Raw genomic sequence first — 20,793 nt, 5'->3', positions numbered from 1 at the left:
TTCATATAAACTTAATGTAAATGTCATAATTAAATTTAAATCTAAATTAAATAAAATTAAAGATATAAAAATCAATTAAATATTTAAAGATATCCTATGCTGAGACAGCATAGTAAATATCTGGTTAGCGCAGCCTTTATGACACCCGTTTGAAACAGGCGTTAATTTTCAGCAATACATAGCCATTTAGTCCGAATAATATAAGGCCAGCAAAGAAAAACAGTGAATATCATTTCTCAGGTTAATTATCTCCGTCACTGACTAACGGACCTTCTCAGCCTTCTGTCATAAATATTTAATTCACACAAATGCAAAAGCGGCCTCTTTAAGGCCGCAGCGTCAATCGTCAATAATAAATATGGCATAATAAATTTTTATAATCGCCGTCGCACGCGGCGAAATAATTTAACGCTGGCGACTCCACTCCTCTGCTGCAAACAGCGCTTCATCTCGTTCAATAATACCGCTGCGCGAGGTGAATTCGCTCTGGTGTGTGCTGGCGCGGTGGAAGCGGGTGTGCCCGAACTGCGCGTCGTTAAACTGCGCCTCATCCATTTGCGCCCAGGTGCAGTCCGCCCAGGTCATATCGCAGCCGTCGAAGCGCGTCTGAACGGCACGGCTACGCGCCAGCACGGCGCGCTGTAGATCGCTGCGGCTGAAATCGCAGCCGGTCAGAATCGCGTCGGCAAAGTTGGCCTGAGCAAACTGCGCGTCGCGGCAGTCACAGCCGGTCATATCGGCGGCGTTAAACAGCGTTTGCTGCGCCTGCACCTGCGTCAGCCTGGCCTGGCGTAGCGACAGACCGCTGAGACCGCACTGGCTCAGGATCGCCTGGTGGAAGCTGGCGCCGTCCAGCTGGCTTTGCGTAAACTGGCACTGGTTAAACGCCACGCCGTCCAGCGTTTGCAGCCGCAGGTCGCAGGCGAAAAAGGTCGTGAGCGAGAAGCGCGCCGCGCTAAAGTCCGCCTGACGCAGGTCGGCGTTCATAAAGGAACCCTGCTCGCACCAGCACCCGGCAAGCTGAAGCGTTAAATGTCCCAGATCGCTGAAGCCGCATCCTTGCAGCGCGGCGTGCTGAAAATCGCTGTCGCTAAGCGAGCCGCCCAGGAACTGCGTGCCGATCTGCGCGCTGGCGTCGAACTGACTCTCTTCAAGCTGACACTGGCTGAACAGACACTGGTAGAGGCCACAGTCGCTGAAGCGCGCGCCGGTCATAACGCACTGGTTGAACAGCGTCTCCTCTAGCCTGTTGCCTGAAAAATCGCTGCCGCGCAGGCAGCAGTCGCTAAAGCGCGTCTCATGCAGATTGCAGTCTGTCAGGCGTGCGCCGGTTAAGTCGACTTCGACAAAAGAGCCGCCGGAGAGGTCGCGTCCACTGAAGTCCAGGCCCTGCAGCCCGACCTGATAGATCATCTCACCGTGCTGGATGGCGTGCTCGACCGCCTCAGCTGTCATCCCGTTCACGAATGCTCCTCGTCGCGCTGCGGCGCGGTTTTCATGCCGTTAAGCCAGGCCTCTTCGAAGCGCGTCGTCGCATCGCGCGCGCTAAGCGAGAGGTCGGCGCGGAACAGGTTGCAGCCGCTGAAATCACATCCCCGCAGCTGAGATTTTGAGAAGGAGGCGCCGATCAGGTCGCTCTCCGCCAGCGTCGCCCGCGTCAAATCCGCACGGGTAAACTGGCACTCCCTGGCCTGCATCCGCCGCATATCCGCCTGCGTACAGTCCGCGCCGCTGAGGTCGCTGTTAATCAGCATGGCGTGAGAAAAGTTCGCCTGCGCCAGCCGCGTCTCCCGCAGATTGCACTGCGTCAGCGTGGCACCGCTGAAGTCGGCGCGGATCAGGGCCGTATCGGCGACAAACAGCGAAGTATGCAGCTGCGCCTGATGAAAACAGATTTCTGGCGCCTGACAGTCGACGAAGCCCACCGCCGTCAGGCGCGCCTGTTCGAAACTGAGCGCCAGCAGATGGCACTCGACGAAGTAGACCTTGCGCAGCGTGGCGTGACTGAAGTCGAGCGCCTGCAGCGTCAGCTCGCTGAAATGGGCATTGACGATCTGCGCATGATGAAAGCGGCAGTGCGCCAGGCTCGCCTGTGTCAGCATTACGTCACTGAGGGTGGCGCGATCGAAAACGCACTGTTCCAGCATCAGATCCCGGCACTCCGTCTCGCTGAAGACTGAATCGCTAAAGTCGGCGTAACAGCACTGGGCCAGAGCCAGGCTGGCATTATCGAAGGCGCAGGCGCGGGCTGAGCAGCGATGCAGTTCTGCGCGCGTCAGCACGGCGTTGCTGAACAGGCTGCCGTCGAGCTGGCAGTGGCTGAAATCGACATTCTCCAGCAGCGCGCCGCTGAAGTCGGTGTCGCGCAGGTCAAGCCCTGACAGATCCGCACCGGTGAGATCCATCTCGCGGCAGTCGCCATCGCGCGCCAGCACCGCCTGACGCAACTGCGCCGACTGCGCGGGCGTCAGGCGCTCGGGCGCGCTCAGCTGATGAGCATTAAAGCGGTAGCTGTCACGCAGCGCCTGAGAGCTGAACGTACGCTGACGGTCATCCATCGGCTGCTGCTGCGCATTCTCGTCAAACGCGGCGCGCTGGCTGCGATAGGTCTCTATCGCGGCGGCCGGTCTGGCGGCGGGCGGAGCCAGCGCCGCTTCCTGCTGATAGCGCGTTATCATCTGCGCCAGCTGCTGCTGCGCGGCGCGATCCTGCGCGTCGATATAATCATGCAGATCCTCCAGCGGCACCGTCGGAGCGCGCGGTCGGGTGGGCGCCAGCGCATCTATATCCATCCCGCTGTCGCTGTGCGCATGCCGCAGCTGCTGGCGCTGCGCCGTTTCCCAGCGCGCAAGGTTGCGATCTGTCGGGCCGGGAGGCGGTTCAGGCTCGTCATCCGTAATGGCGCTGCCTGGGGGCAGCAGCTCGCCGTCGCGTAACGCAAGCAGCACCGAGCGTTCAGGGTCGCTGCGTTGCCGCGTGATCTCTTCATAGGCTTCGCGCGTGCGCGGCTGGTGGATCGACTCGAGCGCTGCGACCGTGGTGAGCACGTCTGCGGCGTCATCTTCACGGATCGCCAGCTCGCCATGCCAGATCATCACAATGCGCTCCAGATGAGGGAAAAAGTGCAGCGTCGTGGCGCGCAGCGGGATCGCTTCAAACATCTCGCCGTGGGTATGCTGACGCACCACGAAACAGCGTGCCTGCCACGGCGGCAGGCATCCCTCAAGCAGCGGTTTATCTGGATGCATGTTTTCAATGCGCCAGGCGGCGCCAGCGGGCAGGGCATCGCGATCGTCCCAGCGCTGATCCGCATCGCCCTGGTTAAACAGGCGTCGGTCGGCATCGCGGGCGAAGCCAGGATAGTCATGCGCCAGCCAGGCCTCGTCAAAGGCGCTGCCAACGTGGCGCAGGCGACGCGGCGCGCTTAACGGCACCGCGTTAAAGCTGGCAGGAAGCGCGCCCGCGCCTGGCTGGATCAGCAGCGGCGCGGCCGCCTCGACGTTGGGTATCGCCTTGCCCAGCGGATTTTCGCTGTCGCCTGCGTCGCCCAGCGCATGTTGCCAGTCGAGCGGCATCTGCGTAAAAGGCTGCGGTGCGCTGAGGCCATTCTCCCGCCGCTGGCGATCGCCGTAAACGTGCAGCGTTTTTTCCCGATCCGCTACCTGGATGCGGGCGATGCAGTGCGACGCCGCGCCGCCGGGCGGAAAGGCAAAGCCGCTGGCGAGAAACTCCGGGTGCGGTTTAGGCAGGCCGTGATCGAGCACGCCATCGGGCGACTGCAGCGCCTCTGGCAGCAGATTCCATAGCGCCTGCTCGGTCAGCAGGCGCGGCAGCGCATCCATATTTATCATCGCCATAACGGCGACGCCGAGATAGTGCTGTCGCTGCCAGCGGAAGGGGCGCGGTAACAAGCCCAGGTGGCGCGGTTTAATGATTTTCATAACAGCGGCTAAGCGCCTTCTCCACCGGGTGTCGATTGACTGGTGCGCGCCGTCTGGAAGCTCTCCTGGGAAGCGTTACTTGCCTGCGAGGCATTGCTTGCCTGAGAAGCATTACTTGCCTGGGAGGCGTTACTCGCCTGCGAAGCATTGCTCGCCTGTGAGGCGTTACTCGCCTGGGAGGCATTGCTCGCCTGGGAAGCATTACTTGCCTGCGAAGCATTGCTTGCCTGCGAAGCATTGCTTGCCTGCGAAGCATTGCTTGCCTGAGAAGCATTGCTCGCCTGTGAGGCGTTACTCGCCTGCGAAGCATTACTCGCCTGCGAGGCGTTACTCCCCTGAGAGGCGTTACTCCCCTGAGAGGCGTTACTCGCCTGCGAAGACGGTCGCGAACCGGCGGCGCTTTCGTTGCTTTTCCCTTTCCATTTCACTTTCGCTTTCAGCTTGTCCAGCTGGCTGGTCACCGTCCGCTCATTCTCATTCGGCAACGCGCCGCCGCCGCCATTCATAATCGAGATCAAAGAGGCGAAGACCAGTTGCCGGTTGACCTCTTTGATCTCATTGACGTTCTTTTTTATTTCAGAATAGGTTTTGGCGTGCTTCACGCCGGTGACTTCCATGGATAAGCCTTTGGCAGTGAATTCCGTCGTCGTCGCCTGCAGGCTGCTGACGGCATTGATGGTGCCGTTGACGCCATTAATGGTTAAGGCGATGCCGTTAGTGGTGAAGTTGGCGCCGCTGATGGTGTAGTAGCTGCCGCGAATGCTGTGTTTCTGCGTCGGCGCGCTGGTGTTTAAGGTATCTTCGCTCTGAATGTAAACCTGGCCGGGCGACCAGACTTTTATCGCGTCATCGCCCGCCCTGGCGGAGTAGATTTTGACCGCGTCCTTGGCGGAGATATTCAGCTTCTTCGCGGCGTGCAGATCGACCGACTGTTCACCTTCGGTGTCGTCAAAGGTGAGGAAATTGCCGTCGTTAACATCCTGGCTGCCGAGCGTACGCGTCCAGATGCCACTTTTAGCGTAATTCCACTCGGCGGCGCTCTCCGCCGTTACGCTGTCACCGCTGGCAATATCGCTGGTGCTGGCTTCCGTCACCAGGTGTTCAGAAATCGGCAGGGTCTGCAAATCGTTATAGACTCGCCCGGTCACCACCGGCGTGTGGGGGTCGCCGTTAATAAAATTGACCACCACCTCTTCGCCGACGCGCGGGATCTGATACGCGCCATACTGGCTCCCGGCCCAGCCGCTTGAGACGCGCAGCCAGCAGGAGTGAAGCCGGGTTTCATCTTCCGCTCTGAACCAGCGGAATTTAACCCGCACGCGACCATACTGATCGGTGGAGATATGGTCGCCGTCGCCTTTGCTGGCGTCGCTGGCTTTGATGACCACTGCCGTTTGCGGGCCGGTGGTGCGCGGCCAGGGCGTGACGCGCGCCGGACGCCAGACCACCGTCGCCGGAATAACGCAGAAGTCGAAGCGATGGATATTGTGGTCTTGATCGTTACTGGCGTAGCTGTTCTCTTCCAGGTGGTAATCGACCCGGGTAATCAGAAAGGTTTTTCCTTCATCTGCGGCGCGCGGCGCCATACAGAGCGTAAAGGTGTAGCCTGGCGCCAGGCCGAACGCATCGCCCGCGCCTTCAATTTGCTGCTGTCGCGCGCCATATTCCTGCTGGCGGATCTGTGAATAGTCGTTTCCCTCTGACTGATGGGGATAGCGTCCCGGCCACTCGGTGATTTTGGTATTCGCCGGCGAGCGGGCGTCGGCGATCTGCATCGTGGCGGAGAGGTCGGCGTTCGATTGCAGATAGTTATAATCATCATGGCTGTAGAGGCTGGCCGACACCGACGCTGACGCCTGCCAGCTGTTGATCGCCTCCTGATTTACGTAACCGCCCGCGCCGGTTTGATGAAACTCGATGGTCTCATAGCATCCGAACGGCTGGTGAGATTTGCTGCTGTTGCAGAGCACCAGCGTCTCCTGGCCCATCGCATGACGAAAGTAGAAGTAAATGCCTTCGTGCTCCATCAGACGCTTTACGAAGTCATACATGCTTTCCTGATACTGCACGCAGTATTCCCAGATGCGGAAGTTTCCCTCCAGCTGGTCATCAATGGGAATGGCATAATCCTGGAAAACGTCGGTCAGGATCTCTCTGGCGGTCTTTTGCTGCCAGATGCGAAAACCCTGCGTCTGGGTCAGGTTCCACAAGTGGGGGCGCATCGTTGCGCGATAGATATAATACTCTTCGCGGTGCTTTTCATGTCCGACAAACGCCATGCGGGTAATCATGCCGCTGAGGAAACGCTGTGTTTCCGGATTAGGGCGCAGCTCAAGCGTTATCTGCTCGCCCAGCAGATCCTGCAGGTTTATTTCGTTGCTGGTGCTCAGCATATCGACGTCAAACTGATAACAGTCTGAGAATTGCTCCCGACCCGTCATCTTTTTAAACAGGAGTTCGCTACCAAGCGGCGTGTGGGCTATTACAACGCGATCCATGACATTCCTCTGTTTCATGCGGCAACAGGCTTCATTGCGCGAGGCATGAATATAGGGTGGGCCTTTTTATTTATTGCTGGCATAGTAAAAGCGCTTTATGAATCTTTTAATACAGCGCCCGACATCAGGGATATTTAAGAATGTTCTTAGTAATGGCTGGCCTTAAAATCTTCTGTTTTATAACGCACCATCACGGATGTAGTGGCTATTTCACGGCAGAGAAAAAATTATTACTTTCTGCATTAATCAAAATAAAAGCGATCTGAAAAGTAGTTTCTTTGCGTTATTTTAACCGATAAGACTTTCTGTCAGCGTGCCGCTGCCTTAAATCAAATTAACAACGGATTGTCATTTATCATTCACACTGGCGTGCCAATAATCCTGCCCAGAGATGATATTCGCAACTCAATAGCCGCGATTTATTTAATACAGGAATTAGGGCAATGACAGACGCAGATAAAAAAGTAATTTTAATTACCGGTGGTTCAAAAGGGCTAGGCTTTTCCTACGCGAAAGCGCTTGCCCGTCAGCACACCGTTATTATTACGGGAAGGGATACTGCCCGTCTGGCGCAGCTGGAGGCGGAATATCCGGGCCTTTTTCACTGTATCACCTGTGACGTCAGCGATCGGGCCGCCGTGTCACAATGCTTTGCAGATATCGTCGCCATGTTTGGCCATATCGATGTGGTGATAAATAATGCCGGCGTCTGGGGACCGGTAGATAAATTCGCCGATATCGCGCTGGATGACTGGTATGAAGCGATTAATATTAACCTGCTTGGTCTCTCTTATTGCACCCACGAAGCGCTTAAACCGATGCGGATGCGCAAACGCGGCATTATCATTAATATCGTCAGCAATGCAGGTGCCTACCGCTGGCCCTACTGCACCTCTTATTCAGTCACGAAAGCGGCGGTGATTAAATTAACCGAAAACCTGGCCGTCGAGATGAAGCGCGAAAATATCTCTGTCTACGCCTATCACCCCGGTCTGGTTCACTCTACGGGCATGGTCACCAGTTTGATCTCCACCGTCACCGATCGCAACAGCGCCAGGGGCAAAGCGTTGCAGTGGGTTTATGACGAGCAGGACGCCGGAAATACCGTGGATGAGAAGCAGAGCATGATCAATATTGAGAAGCTGTGCAGCGGTAAATATAAAAGCCTGAGCGGCCTTTATCTTACGGTCAGGGATAATCTCGACCTGCTGCTGGAAAGAAAAAGAGAGATCAGAGATCGCGACCTCTTTATGCTGCGCGTCAACAGCCTCGAAGTGTAGAACGCCCGCCTTCCGCGCGCAGCACGGTTAACGTGCTGCGCGTTTTTGTTATTTCTCGTCTGCTATATCGCCTGAGCCCGGCGCTGCAGGCTGGCAAAGAGCCGATCGAAGAGATCGGCTGCTGCGCTGGCGCCGCCAGCCGCTTTTAGCTGCTGCTGAAAGCGCGCAATCTGCGTCCGACAGATCTCGCTGGCGTGAAGCGCACGCGCGGCGGAGAGCAACCCGTCCGCATCGACCTGCTCCCGCGGCAGATGGACGCCGAGACCAAGCTGCTGGACGCGTCTGGCATTGAGCCGCTGCTCCGCCTGCTGGGGAACGGCGATAACCGGCACGCCGAAATGCGCCGCCTCCATCAGGCTGTTCATACCGGCATGCGTGATAAACAAACTGGCTGACTGCAGCACCTCAAGCTGAGGGATCTGCGCATGTACCTCAATATTGGCTGCGACTGGCCCCAGCTCGTCCGGCGTGACGTAGCGGCCAATAGATAACACCAGGTGGAATTCGCTGTCGGCGAACGCCGCGATGCAGGTGCGGAAAAAATCGCGCTGGTTGGTGTAGACCGAACCCAGCGAAACGACCACAACGGGGCGCGCTTGTGACGCAGGGCGCCATTTATGCTCAGCAGGTCTGGCGACGATTTCAGGCCCGACGAAAATAACGCGGGGATCGACCGTCTCCACTTTTTCCTGAAAGCAGCGCGGAATAAAGGCAATAGCATTGTCGTGGCGGGATAACAACGCGGAGAGATCGAGCGCCACGCCTTTAGACTTCAGCAGGGCGTTGAGCAGCGGTAAGCAGGGCCAGGCATTGCCCGCTATTCCCAGCCACTCTTCCGACTGTCCCTGATAGCTGGCATGGGTGGGATTAAGCGCGACGGAAGGAATATTCCACAGAGCGGAAAATATTTTCCCCAGCCAGCTTAACGGGCCATAAGCGATAATATCCGGGCGATCGTCGACAAAGGCGTGAAATAGCCCGTCCCAGGTCAGCGTCGCCTCTTTTGCCAGCTCAACCACCACGTGTCTCATCTCTTCCGGGCGAGGTGTCTCTTTGCTAAATGCGGGCTGATAAATTACCGGCTCCGCGCCGCAGGCCGTTATTAAAGGTGCAAATTCAGCCGACGTGGTATAGCTAACCCGATATCCCCGCGCCACCAGCGCGTTGACCAGACCTAGCGTGGGATTAACATGACCATGTTCAGCGCAATTAAAGATCGCCACGTGCGGCCGCCTGTTTTTTACCTCAACCCGTAAAGCCATATTCGCTCCGTTATAATGGCGCGCAGGCAGGGACGATCCCTGCCTGACGTTATAAGCAGCATTTCATCGGTTCTTTAAAGGCGAATTACAGCGGCGCAGGATTAAATAGATATCGGAATAAGTGGATGCAACCGCCACGTTATTTTCTCGCGGCGTTATTTTATGTTTTTATTGCAGCATGGATAGAGACATTGAGAAAAACCGCCGCCCTGAAGAAAGGGCGGCCAGAGATAAGAAGCAGGGCGGAGCCTTAGTGGTGGATTTGCTGGAGATCCTCTTCCGACAGGCCCGTTACTTTCATGACTGAGAGAACGTCCATACCGCTTTTCAGTAAGTTCCGGGCGATATTCAGGCTGGCCTCTCGTTCGCCAAGCTGGCGCCCCTGTGCCAGGCCCTGTTCCAGCCCCTGTTCCAGTCCTTGCTCCAGACCTTTTTTCAATCCTATCTGTTCAAGCTGTTGTGCAAGGGTCATCAGTTCATCCTCATGCTGCGGCACGCGCTGTGCCAGTTCACGAATCATCGCTTTCGCGTCCGACGTTTCGCCGGCCTGAAGCATATAGTTTACCAGCGCCATCACCTGCTGTCCGGTCATAAATTCCGTCAGCATCAACGACACCAGCTGGTCGAGCAGGCCTTTCAGATCGCGCTGGCGGATATGCTTTTGCAACAGGGTCAGCGCCGCCATGCTGCGGTGTTGCATAATCTCTTCATCCGGGATGACGGTTACATCCACCAGCGGGAAATGTCCGCTGTAGAGCGCCGCGGCCTGTTCTCGCTCGCTAAAGGCATCAAGCCAGCTCATTGAGTAAGGATAGGGGCTGCGCTTACCCTGGTAAAAGAGCACCGGGATCACCAGCGGCAGCGTTTTATGTCCGGCGTCGAGATGACGCTGCATCGCCGCCACCGCATAGCGCATCAGCCGAAACGCCATATGCTTATCCGGCGTGCTCTGGTGCTCAATCAGAACGTGCACATACCCCTCGCCGCCGCGGGTCTTCAGCGAGTAAAGCACATCGCTGTAGTAGGGGCGCAGGTCATCCTCTACGAAACTGCCGGACTCCAGCTTCAGCGTAGTCAAATCGCAAATCGCCAGCAGCGCGGGCGGCAGATGCAGCGACATAAAGTCACGCGCCGTCTCGGGGTGCGAGAGAAAGGTTTTGAATACCGCATCGTGCGGGGTAGGCGTATTTTTCTTGTGCATCCTGATGCGCCTTTTCTGTCTTAAGTCCAGGCGGCGAATAGTACCATAACGCCCCGCTCTCATCAGCAAAGCTGCAGGCTAACCAGCCCGGCACTCACCTCAGCGCGAAAATATTTTAAAGCAGCGAAACTTTTCCGCGACCGCCACCGAACCTCTGATTAAACCTTTCGGGCACTCCGCCTGATTGTTAATGGAGAAGAAAGAGATGTTGATGAAAAACAACCTGAAAACCCTGGCGGCCGCCACGCTTCTCGCTCTGAGCCTGCCTGTCACCTCCGCGTTCGCCGCGCTGCAGGTCGGCGACAAGGCGCCTGATTTCAAACTTGATGCGGCTCTGGCTGGTAAAGCGACCTCCTTCTCCCTGCAGCAGGCGCTGCAGAAAGGCCCGGTCGTGCTCTATTTCTTCCCGGCCGCCTTTAGCGCGGGCTGCACGCTGGAAGCGCACGATTTCGCCGAGGCGACGGACGCGTTCAAAAAACAGGGTGCGACGGTGATTGGCGTGACCGCCGGCAATACCGATCAGATTGCCAAATTCTCGCAGCTTGAGTGCCGTGATAAGTTTACCGTCGCTGCCGATCCCGGCGCAAAAGTCGCGGCGGAGTATAAAAGCACTATGGAATATAAAGGGAAAACCCTTTCAGATCGTACCTCTTACGTGATCGCGCCGGACGGCAAGATACTGTTCAGCTACACCGATAAAAATCCCGATGCGCATATCCAGAAAGCGATGGATGCGGTGAAGAAATATCGCCAGGCTAACCCTGCCTGACCCTAACCTCCAGGTGAAATGATTATGCTGACAGCCATTGCCGCCGCTTTTCTCGGCGGCCTCATACTCAATCTTATGCCGTGCGTATTCCCGGTGATTTCGCTGAAAGCGCTCAGCCTGATCCGCCATCACGACAAACCGGCTCACGCGCGCGCCGAAGGGCTGGCGTTTCTGCTGGGCGTCGTGGTGACCATGCTGGCGCTGGTGGCCGTGCTGCTGCTGGCGCGGGCGGGCGGCGCCTCGGTCGGCTGGGGATTTCAGCTGCAGTCGCCGCTGGTGATCGCACTGCTGATTCTGGTGATGCTGGCGTCAGCGCTTAATCTCTTTGGCCTGTTTGAAATCGGCCTGTCCCTGCAGCGGGCCGGCGAGGTGGGCGGCGATCGCGGCGGTCTGGTGGGTTCGGCGCTTACCGGCGCGCTCGCCATCGTGGTGGCGACGCCCTGCAGCGCCCCTTTTATGGCCAGCGCCGTCGGCTATGCGCTGACCCAACCGCCTGCCGTCAGCCTGGTGATCTTTATTGCGCTGGCGCTCGGTTTCGCCGCGCCTTTTACCCTGATCTCTTTTTTCCCGGTTCTGGCGCGCGTGCTGCCTGCGCCCGGTGCCTGGATGATCACGCTGAAACACGGGCTGGCTTTTCCGATGCTCGGCGCTGTCGGCTGGCTTATCTGGGTGCTGGAGCGTCAGGCAGGCTCGGCCGCGCTGGCGGCTATCCTGGCCTGCTGCCTGCTGCTCAGTTTTGCAGCCTGGTTATATGGCATGGCGCAAAAACGCCGTATGATGGGTCGCCGCCACTGGGCGCTGCATCTGGCGACCGCGGTTTTCGTCCTGCTGCTGGTACCGCCGCTAATCAATCTGAAAAGCGCTGCTGCTCCTGAGGAGAGGGTAGAAGGTGCCGTTGCCGCTGCGGCCGTCGCCTGGTCGCCGCAGAACGTCGATGCGATCAAAGGGCAGGGCAAGCCGGTGCTGGTGAACTTCACCGCGTCGTGGTGTATTACCTGCCAGGTTAACGACCGCACCTCGTTATCGACCCAGGCGGTGAAATCGGCGATGGCGCGCACCAGTACCATTTATATGGTGGCCGACTCCACAAAATATAATCCTGACGTTGAACAGGCGCTCAGCGATTTTGGTCGCGGCGGACTGCCGCTTTATGTCGTTTACCCGGCAAACGGCGGCAAACCGGTTGTGCTGCCGCAGGTGCTGACGCCGGGGATTGTGATTTCGGCGCTGGAGCAGGCCGCTGAAAGCGGAAAGAAAACGTAAACGGGTGAGTGATTGAATAACAACTTAACAGGGCGGATGATCCCGCCTTTTAGTGCGGGCGATGCCCGATACTGACGCGCGCGCTCAGCACTGGCCTGCCTTAATGGCCCGCGCGCAGGCTGGCGACCAGGCCGCCTACAATCAGCTTCTGAAAGCGATGGTGCCCGCCATCCGCGCGCTGGTGCGCAAAAAAATCGCCAACGATGCGCTGGTTGAAGATGTGATTCAGGAGACGCTGCTGGCGATACATCGCGTGCGCCATACCTACGATCCCCGCCGCCCCTTACTGCCCTGGGTGGCGGCGATCGCGTCGGCGAGAGCGATAGACGCCCTGCGTCAGCGTGGACGGCAGTATGAAGTTCAGGATGATGACGCCCTTCACCGTCAGACGGCGGAACCCGACGAGGCCGAACCGGGCCAGGAGGCGCTAACCGACTGCCTGGGCGCGCTGCCGGTGCGCCAGCGGGAGATTGTCGAATCTGTTCATCTGCGCGAGCAGAGCCTGGCTCAGGCGGCGGCTGAGGCTAACCTTTCGCTTTCCGCGGTCAAATCGCTTTTGCACCGCGCAATGCTTAACCTGCGTAAATACGGAAGTGGTAAGCATGAGAAATCATGACCAACTGATTGAACAACTCAGCGCTTCGGCACAGCCGGTGAGACGCGTCTGGCCGACTCCCTGGCGCGTGGCTGGCTGGGTTGCCGCCGCGCTGCCCTGCGGCGCGCTCAGCAGCTGGGCGCTGCACAGCCGCAACACCGACTGGTCGCAGCCCGGCGCGCTACCTGCCATGGCGGCCTTGCTGCTCGCATTTATTCTGGGCGTTAGCACCATTGGCGGCGCCTTTACCCTCAGTCTCGCAGGACGGAAGGCGCCTCAGCTGCGATACCTCTTCCTGCTGGCGCTGGCGTGGCTGGCGCTCAACCTGGTCAATCTGACCGCCGCACAGGCGCCAGCAGGCGCAGGGCGCTTCGGCGAAGGCATCCACTGCTATCTCTTTATGCTGCTGGCGGCGTTGCCGATGATGGCGATCTCAGTGTTCAGCCTTTATCGCACCCGATCGCTTTCGCCGGAGAAAAGCCTGGCGCTGGCGGGGTGCGGCATCGCGTTTATGTCGTCAATGCTGTTGTCGCTGTGCCACAACACCCATTTGCACCTGATCGATTTCAGCATGCATCTTGCGGCAGGCCTTACCATCGTTCTCCTCACCATCTTCGCGGGACGACGATGGATCCGTCTGGATCGCCGCTGACGATGCCGGTCGCTCTGCCGGGCTGAGTGATTTGGCGGTCCGGCAGTTTTCTTAACGCTTCCTCAACAAAATAACAACAGGCCCCGCTTTATCCTCTCCTGCTGGTGGTTTCGACTATGCTCAACAGGTGATTGATGGAAATGTCTTGTTAATTCTTATGAGGATGAAGTGCAGATGCGCAAACTGTCATATTTAGTTGTCACTCTTGGCCTGCTGATGTCCGTCGCTTCCCAGGCTGAAGCAAAAGGCTGCCTTAAAGGCGCTGCGGTGGGCGGAGCGGCGGGGCATATCAAGAATCACGCCGTTGCCGGTGCGGCAGCAGGTTGCGCCGTAGGCCATCATATGGCCAGCAAAAAAGCGAAAAAAGAAGCAGAGAAGAATCAGCAACAGGCGCAGTAATCTGCGCATCAGGGCTGCGCCTGCGGCCCTGAATCACCGCGTCAGCCAGCCGCTAAAAGTCAGGTCCGCCCGCAGATCCCCCTGAAAACATTCTCCTGCTGAATAATGATATCGCGCACGCCTTCAGGGCCAGCTTATCTGTGAATAAATGCGTCCCGCCCGTTGGTTTCCGTCTGCCAGGGTGGTAGCCTTTTCCTCTCTTCTCTGTAGCCATTTCGATGAACGGCGCGACAACCTTTGCCGCTGCTGTCGAGCGATGGCGAGTCCGGTTTCTGGTCTGTTCAAGCTCGGGCTATTTACCTTCAGGACAGGCTCATGAAAAAGTACGATCTCAATAGCGTCTCAACGCTAACCCTGCTGGGCTTTGGCGGCCTGGCGGGTCTCGCTCTGCTTTACCTTTTCGCCCGGCACTGGGCCGACTTTGTGCAGTACTGCTTTTCGGTGCAGGTTTCGCTGCATCGCTATCTGGTGCAGTACCTGCTGCTGCAGCGCGATCGGCATATCAAGGGCGGTCTGATGCTTGTCGCGGGAAGTTTTATCTATGGTTTCCTGCATTCAGTCGGGCCTGGCCACGGCAAATTCGTGATTACAACCTGGCTTGCCACTCACAGAGCGCAACTCAGGGCCAGCCGACTAATTACGCTGCTGGGCAGTCTGATGCAAGGCATCGTCGCCATTCTGTTTGTGGTTATTCTCGCCGTTTCCCTGAATCTTTCGCTGGGCGATCTCAGCCTGAGCCGATACTGGATGGAAAAAGCCAGCGCATTGCTCATTGCGGGCTTTGGACTTGTCATGCTTTGTCGGGCTGCCGGTATCCGTCCTCTCTCGCTGCTGCCTGTCAGCGCTTCTCGCCATCAGCATAACGGGGCTTGCGGCTGTGGACACAAACATCAGCCTGCGCCTGATGAACTGACCGGCGGCTGGCGCAATGCGGCCTGGGTGATTGGCACCATAGGTATCCGGCCCTGCAGCGGGGCGCTGATGATCCTTGTCTTTGCTAATGCGGTGGGTATGTTTAGCTGGGGAGTGGCGGCGGTAACGGCGATGTCGCTCGGCACGGCCGCTTCAATCATGATCCTTGCCACCTTCGTGCATCATTTCAGAGAGTGGATGATTAACGTCAAGCTGCCTGGGGTGGCGCGTTACTCAGCGACGTTCGTCAGGCTGGTCCTGGCAGCGGGCGGCGTAGCGCTGATTCTTTTTGCGGCCGTGATGTTTTCTACCATCATTCCTGTCAGTACCAATGGGGACTTTATCGCAGCGGGCTGCTAAAGGCCCGGCGAGCGTGCTGCGGCTCTGCCGGGGCGAGGAAGGTCATGGCTGACGCTAGGTTTTTATCTGGCCGGTCAGCCAGAACTTTTTATACCGCGCGGGGGGAATGCCCACGAGATTGTGAAAGATGCGGTGAAAATTATTGACGTTATCGTACCCCACCGCGTTTGCGACTTCGGTCACGCCCAGGCTGGTACTCAGCAATAAGTTTTGCGCCTCGCCAATACGGCGACGCGTCTGGTACTGTTTAGGCGAATAACCGGAGAAATTTTTAAACACGTGCGCCAGATAAAACTGGTTCATGTTCATCATCGCGGTGATGGAACTGAGCGCGATATCTTCTTTGTAGTGGTCATCGATGTAATCCTTAATGCGCTGGCCGAGCAGCGTATTGCGGTCCTCCCGCTCCTGCTTGTTTTCTATCCAGATATTCCGGCACAGTAGCAGCAGAACATTCAGCAGATTATCGCCAATCTCCGCGCTGTAGAGGCGTTTACTGTTAACGTGCGCCCACATCTGATCGAACAGCTGGCTAATTTCATCGTAAAATTCACCGCTTGGCATAACGGCGGGTTGCGCGCGCGTCGTCAGCACATTATGGGGCAAGCCATCGATTTTTAACTGCTCGACGCCGCAGCTGAAAATCAATAAATCGTCTGATGCATCCGGGCTTTCATCATGCAGGACATTGGCGTTGAACAGCATGATATCGCCTTGTTTTACGTTGTAGCGTCGCCCGTCGATGTTATAGGTACCGCTGCCGGAGCGAACGAACATGACTTCAAAGCGATCGTCGTGCTTGTGCATGACTCTGGGCAGGGCTTCCTCTTTACCTTCCGCTTTACAGATAAACGCCAGGCGAGGGCGCAAATTATTGTCGAACCCGCGAGCTGAAGGATGTTCATTAAGGCAAAAGGTAATCATGATCGCTCCTGTAGTATGCGCTGCTATTCTTACACGAGTTTTTTCTGCCGGTAATCATCAATTTTGCTTTTTACCCTAATTCAGACAATTGATAAATCAGGCTTTGCTGATGGTATGACATCAAGGAATGATGATTATTGTTTTCCTGAAACGAGGACAAAAACAATTTTGAACCTCGTCACACTTTTATTTTGATCAAAATCCATGCGTCCGCTTACCCCCTCTTCGATGCTGTAAAGGCGAAATATCAGTAGCCCTCTTTTGTTTAGGGTTATCTCCACCATAAAAAGGCAAATATCATCAAAATTGCTCTGGTGACGGAAGTGAGCAAAGCCCGCTATTGTTAATAAACATTAATGCGCGCCTGAAATAAAAATAGCCGTTGTCAGATGCCGCCTTGCGCTGGCGTCAGGGCGCCTCTTCTATAGTTAACTCGCCTTTATTTAACTCTCCCGGTTTGTTAATAAAACCGCTAAGCGACCCTCTTTTTTAGCTTGTCTTCATTCTTGCTATGTCAATCAATAATGTATGCCCTGTGACGATTATCACTCTATTTTGTGCTTTTTGATTCGAATCTTTGATCCTCAACACGGAGTAAAATAGCACAGCCTGGCGTGACTGGCTTTTAATCTTCACTTTGATGTAACTTTGCTGCAACCATAAAGATTCCTGCATTACATTATGCGGTTAGCTAAAAAATAATATTTACACTCGACGTACTAATTACATGTTCTCATTCAGGCTGCCATAAATTTACTGGTCGATGCTGGCCATGAAAAATGGCGTGCGACGGTTTTACCTTACTACCAGATGGAACAGATATGTATAATAAAACCAACCTACAAAACCCTCAGCGTATGCGGTTAATCACCATCGTCTCAACGATAGGTGGTTTATGCTTCGGTTACGATACCGGCGTTATTTCCGGCGCGCTTATCTTTATGAAGTACGACCTTCACCTGACGGCCTCCCAGGAAGGTTTTATCACTTACTTTTTATTATTTGGCGCGGCGTTAGGTTCCCTGTTCGGCGGTTATTTATCAGACAAGCAGGGCCGCCGTAAAAATTTATTATGGGTCGCCGCTATTTTTATTTTCGGCGCATTAGGTACCGCGTTCGCCTGGGATGTTCCGTCCATGATCGCGGCCCGATTTGTTCTGGGCTTAGCGGTAGGTTGTGCCTCGGTTACCGTACCCATCTACATCTCCGAACTGGCGCGCGCCGATCAGCGTGAAAGCCTGGTGACGGTTAACGAACTGATGATCGTCACCGGACAGTTCCTGGCCTATTCCGTCAATGCAGCCATTGTGAACCTCTATCCTGAAATGCAGCACAACTGGCGCATTATGCTGGCTATTCCGGCGTTGCCGGGCGCGCTGCTGTGGGTGGGCATGTTAATGATGCCTGAATCCCCGCGCTTCTTTATTCGCAAAGGGCAAACCGAAAAAGCGGTAAAGGTCCTTAAAACATTACGTCTGCCGGAAGAAGTGGATCGCGAAGTTAAAGAGATTCAGCAAATCGTTAAAGCGGATGAGGTGAAATTCAACCTGCTGGCCGAACTGAAAAACCGCTGGGTTATCCAGCTCATCTTAATCGGGCTGATGATCGTCCTGGCTACCCGCGTCACAGGCGTTAACACCATCATGTACTACGCGCCCACCGTGCTGAAAGCGGCCGGTCTCGGCGATGCGGCGGCGGTGACCGGCGCAGTGGCGAACGGCGTTATTTCTGTACTGGCAACCCTGCTGGGCATGGCGCTGATAGGCAAATACTCGCGCCGCAAGATGTTTTTTACCGGCCAGGCAGGCGTAACGGTTAGCCTGGTGCTTATCGGTCTGGCATTTAAAGTCTTTTTCCATACAGAAACCCTCAACGGTGTGGAGACGCTTCACGCTAATTTTGCCAACGCGCCCTACGTTATTCTCGCCTTGATGCTGGTCTTTCTGGTGTTTATGCAGGGCTGGATTGCACCGGTATTCTGGCTGATGTTAGCGGAGATCTATCCATTAAGAATGCGCGGCGCGGGGATGGGCTTCGCCGTATTTGGCCTGTGGATCTTTGACTTTATCATTCAGTCCATCTTCCCCTTCCTGTTAAGCCATTACGGCGGCGGTATGACCTTTGGCTTCTTCGGCGCGACCAACGTGATCATGCTTATTCTGCTGGTGAAATATTTGCCGGAGACGCGTGGCCTGACATTAGAACAGATTGAAAAGAAATTTCGCTTTTAATATGAGGATTATTAAATGACTGTCAAAATCGGTTTAATTGGTCTGGGTATGATTGGCCGGGATCATCTGAAACGTTTTCACAATGTAATTTCTGGCGCGGAAGTGACGGCGGTTTGCGACATCAACCGTGCGGCCGCGGATGCGGTTGCCAGCGAATATGGCGCTACCGCATTTTATGACGCAGAAGAGATGATTCATTCCGAGCTGGTCGATGCGGTATTTATCTGCTCTATTGGCCCGGTGCACAAAACGCAAATTCTGGCCGCTTTTAACGCAGGCAAGCCGGTATTTTGCGAAAAACCGCTGACGCCGACCGCTGATGAATCAAAAGAAATTATTGAAGCAGAAGTGAAAGCGGGCAAGCGCCTGCTGCAGCTGGGCTTTATGCGCCGTTTCGACCCCGGCTATCAGGCGCTGAAGCACGCCATCGACAGCGGCGAGCCTGGCGACGTAATGTTAATTCACTGCGCGCACCGTAATCCCTCTGTGCCGGAAAGCTACACGCTGGAGATGGCGATCAATGATTCAGCGACCCATGAAATTGACATTATTCGTTATCTGCTGAACGAGAATATTACGTCCGTTCGCGTTGACAAGCCTCGTAAAAAAACCAGCCGCGCGCTGCCGCATTTGCAGGATCCGCTTATCGTCATTTTTGAGACCGAATCGGGCGTGCGCATTGACGATGAGCTGTTTGTGAACTGCCATTATGGCTATGACATCCGCTGCGAGGTCGTCGGTGAGAATGCCGTTATCGCGCTGAACGAACAGCAGTTAATTAATACGCGTTCGCTTCATGGCAATGCGCACCATATTGCTCAATCCTGTATGGAGCGTTTCGCCACGGCTTACGACCGTGAAGTGCAGCACTTTGTCGACAGCGTGCGCGACGGCCGCGAAATGAGCGGACCGTCGTCCTGGGATGGTTATGTTGTGGCGCTGGTCTGCGACGCTGGTCTGGCTTCGCTGAAAGATGGCGAAAAACACGACGTCGTCATTCCGCAACAGCCGTCGCTTTATCGCTGAAATACTTCTTCTCGCTTTTTGTGAGGGACTAATAATGTTGAAACTGACGGCAGATTCACTGCATTTGCAGTGTCGGGCAGCGAATAAAAACGAAGCCATTAAAATTGCCGCTGACGCGCTGGAAAAAGCCGGTTATGTGAAACCGGGTTTCCTGCACGGCATGCTGGCACGCGAAAAAAGCGTCTCTACCTATATCGGCGCAGGTATCGCGTTTCCTCATTGTGCTAAAGAGAACCTTGATCTGGTGATCAAAACGGGTTTTCAGGTTTTTCAGTTTCCACACGGCGTCGGCTGGGGAAACGGGAAAGTGGTTTTCGTGATGGTAGCCGTAGCCGCTTCCAGGAATGAACATATTCAGGTGCTGGCGGACATCGCAGATCTGTTAGGCGATGAAGTAAAAACGACCTTATTAGCCAGCGCAAAAACCAAAGAAGAATTTATTAGTCTGTTTGAGAAAGCGTAATTAACGCACCAGATGAAGGAACAAATAATGAAACTTGCTTTATGTACGGATGTTCTGGCGGATTTGTCCTTCCCGGCAATGCTGGATAAAGTTAAAAGCTACGGCATTGATGGCGTCGAGATGACCGCTGGCGGCTGGTCGCCGTGTCCGCATGTGAAAACCGAAGAGCTGCTGGCCTCCCCAGAAAAACTGGAAAAGTTCAAACAAGAGCTGGCCGAACGTGAGATGCGCATCGTAGCGCTGAACTGCTCAGGTAACCCGCTGGCGCCCGGCGAGTTGGGTGAAACCCATACCAAAAGCAGCTATCGCGCCGTTGAGCTGGCTGGCAAGCTCGGCGTGAAAAAAATCGTGATGATGAGCGGCCTGCCGGGTGGCGGACCGGAAGACCGCGTGCCGAACTGGATCACCTCTACCATCTCCTGGCCAGATTACATGCCTGGCGTGATTGATTATCAGTGGAATGAAGTGGCTATTCCCTGGTGGAAAAAGTTTGTGCAGCACGCTAAACAGCACGGCGTAGAACAGATCGCACTCGAAGAGTTTCCGAGCCAGCTGGTCTACAACCCGTCGACGCTGCTGCGTCTGCGTAACGCCGTCGACGATATCATCGGCATGAACCTTGACCCGTCGCATCTGATTGCAATGGGCGCTGACCCGATTGCCGCTGCGCGTAAACTCGAAGGGGCGATCTTCCACGTCCATGGCAAAGATGCGCGTATTGAGCGTGGACTGGCGGATATTGATGGCCTGATGGAGTACCAGCCGGTAACCAACACTAAAACCCGCACCTGGAACTATGTGGCGGTAGGATGCGGTCAGGATCTGCAGTGGTGGAAGGAGTTTTTCTCAGTGCTGCGCATGACCGGTTATGATGGCGACGTATCGCTGGAGATGGAAGATCTCACCATGAGCGTTGAGGCGGGTCTTCGCACGTCAATCGACGCGCTGAATGTAAGCATCAGCCGTTGACAGCCGGGCGCTGAAGTAAGAACAAACGCGTCCTACAGAAGCCTGACA

The 20,793-nt window shown here is 55.8% G+C and carries 17 protein-coding genes; 11 read left to right on the top strand and 6 right to left on the bottom strand.

Annotated elements, in window-relative coordinates; genetic code table 11:
- Positions 1 to 405: 405 nt before the first annotated feature.
- From EKL29_RS08285 to tssI, 3 genes are read right to left on the bottom strand one after another with little or no spacing between them, the layout of a single operon-like run.
- Entirely contained in the window at positions 406 to 1,455 is a 1,050-nt protein-coding gene (locus EKL29_RS08285) for a pentapeptide repeat-containing protein (protein WP_311778997.1), read from the bottom strand.
- A 5-nt stretch (positions 1,456 to 1,460) separates the two neighbouring features.
- Positions 1,461 to 3,941 (bottom strand): DUF2169 domain-containing protein, encoded by a 2,481-nt coding sequence (locus EKL29_RS08280; protein WP_126689342.1) that lies wholly within the window; start codon positions 3,939 to 3,941, stop codon positions 1,461 to 1,463.
- A gap of 8 nt (positions 3,942 to 3,949) precedes the next feature.
- Complete coding sequence (tssI, locus tag EKL29_RS08275; protein WP_158618927.1) at positions 3,950 to 6,439, bottom strand: type VI secretion system Vgr family protein; 2,490 nt, start codon at positions 6,437 to 6,439, stop codon at positions 3,950 to 3,952.
- Between the two features lie 443 nt (positions 6,440 to 6,882).
- Between tssI and EKL29_RS08270 the strand changes: the two genes are divergently transcribed.
- Positions 6,883 to 7,719, top strand: a complete 837-nt coding sequence (locus tag EKL29_RS08270; RefSeq protein WP_120456691.1) for an SDR family oxidoreductase — start codon at positions 6,883 to 6,885, stop codon at positions 7,717 to 7,719.
- Positions 7,720 to 7,781: 62 nt separating this feature from the next.
- Here the strand turns inward: EKL29_RS08270 and EKL29_RS08265 are convergent, their stop codons facing one another.
- Positions 7,782 to 8,942 (bottom strand): macrolide family glycosyltransferase, encoded by a 1,161-nt coding sequence (locus EKL29_RS08265; protein WP_158618926.1) that lies wholly within the window; start codon positions 8,940 to 8,942, stop codon positions 7,782 to 7,784.
- A 289-nt stretch (positions 8,943 to 9,231) separates the two neighbouring features.
- On the bottom strand, positions 9,232 to 10,182 hold the full coding sequence (locus EKL29_RS08260) for an Rpn family recombination-promoting nuclease/putative transposase (RefSeq protein ID WP_126689339.1): 951 nt from the start codon (positions 10,180 to 10,182) through the stop codon (positions 9,232 to 9,234).
- A gap of 205 nt (positions 10,183 to 10,387) precedes the next feature.
- Here EKL29_RS08260 and EKL29_RS08255 point away from each other — a divergent pair, with 205 nt between their 5' ends.
- The 6 genes from EKL29_RS08255 (at position 10,388) to EKL29_RS08230 (ending at position 15,132) form a co-directional block, all read left to right on the top strand.
- Positions 10,388 to 10,951, top strand: coding sequence for a peroxiredoxin (locus tag EKL29_RS08255; RefSeq protein WP_120456696.1), 564 nt, complete (start codon positions 10,388 to 10,390; stop codon positions 10,949 to 10,951).
- A gap of 24 nt (positions 10,952 to 10,975) precedes the next feature.
- Complete coding sequence (locus EKL29_RS08250) at positions 10,976 to 12,214, top strand: protein-disulfide reductase DsbD (RefSeq protein WP_126689338.1); 1,239 nt, start codon at positions 10,976 to 10,978, stop codon at positions 12,212 to 12,214.
- Between the two features lie 61 nt (positions 12,215 to 12,275).
- The gene (locus tag EKL29_RS08245; protein ID WP_120456698.1) at positions 12,276 to 12,830 is read left to right on the top strand and encodes a sigma-70 family RNA polymerase sigma factor; all 555 of its coding nucleotides are present in this window, start codon (positions 12,276 to 12,278) and stop codon (positions 12,828 to 12,830) included.
- Positions 12,817 to 13,461 carry a DUF1109 domain-containing protein gene (locus tag EKL29_RS08240; protein ID WP_126689337.1) on the top strand — a complete coding sequence of 215 codons (645 nt, stop codon included), beginning with the start codon at positions 12,817 to 12,819 and terminating at the stop codon, positions 13,459 to 13,461. The genes EKL29_RS08245 and EKL29_RS08240 overlap by 14 nt, the downstream gene beginning before the upstream one ends.
- Positions 13,462 to 13,635: 174 nt before the next feature.
- A complete protein-coding gene (locus tag EKL29_RS08235) occupies positions 13,636 to 13,860 on the top strand; it encodes a hypothetical protein (protein ID WP_120456701.1) in 225 nt (74 codons plus the stop codon).
- 315 nt (positions 13,861 to 14,175) lie between these two features.
- Entirely contained in the window at positions 14,176 to 15,132 is a 957-nt protein-coding gene (locus EKL29_RS08230) for a nickel/cobalt transporter (protein ID WP_126689336.1), read from the top strand.
- 54 nt (positions 15,133 to 15,186) lie between these two features.
- On the opposite strand, the gene EKL29_RS08225 is transcribed toward EKL29_RS08230, so the two are convergent.
- Positions 15,187 to 16,056, bottom strand: coding sequence for an AraC family transcriptional regulator (locus EKL29_RS08225; RefSeq protein WP_126689335.1), 870 nt, complete (start codon positions 16,054 to 16,056; stop codon positions 15,187 to 15,189).
- Positions 16,057 to 16,877: 821 nt separating this feature from the next.
- On the opposite strand from EKL29_RS08225, the gene EKL29_RS08220 reads away from it, so the two are divergent.
- The 4 genes from EKL29_RS08220 to EKL29_RS08205 are packed head-to-tail and all read left to right on the top strand — an operon-like array spanning position 16,878 to position 20,745.
- Positions 16,878 to 18,287: a sugar porter family MFS transporter gene (locus tag EKL29_RS08220; RefSeq protein ID WP_126689334.1), complete on the top strand. Its 1,410-nt coding sequence runs from the start codon at positions 16,878 to 16,880 to the stop codon at positions 18,285 to 18,287.
- Positions 18,288 to 18,302: 15 nt separating this feature from the next.
- The gene (locus tag EKL29_RS08215; protein ID WP_120456708.1) at positions 18,303 to 19,313 is read left to right on the top strand and encodes a Gfo/Idh/MocA family protein; all 1,011 of its coding nucleotides are present in this window, start codon (positions 18,303 to 18,305) and stop codon (positions 19,311 to 19,313) included.
- A gap of 34 nt (positions 19,314 to 19,347) precedes the next feature.
- Entirely contained in the window at positions 19,348 to 19,776 is a 429-nt protein-coding gene (locus EKL29_RS08210) for a PTS sugar transporter subunit IIA (protein WP_120456709.1), read from the top strand.
- A 27-nt stretch (positions 19,777 to 19,803) separates the two neighbouring features.
- The gene (locus tag EKL29_RS08205; RefSeq protein ID WP_126689333.1) at positions 19,804 to 20,745 is read left to right on the top strand and encodes a sugar phosphate isomerase/epimerase; all 942 of its coding nucleotides are present in this window, start codon (positions 19,804 to 19,806) and stop codon (positions 20,743 to 20,745) included.
- Positions 20,746 to 20,793 lie beyond the last annotated feature (48 nt).

Source organism: Pantoea sp. YU22 (assembly GCF_003970755.1).
Taxonomy (GTDB): Bacteria; Pseudomonadota; Gammaproteobacteria; order Enterobacterales; family Enterobacteriaceae; genus Pantoea; species Pantoea piersonii.
This window is presented reverse-complemented; position numbering and strand designations above follow the sequence as displayed.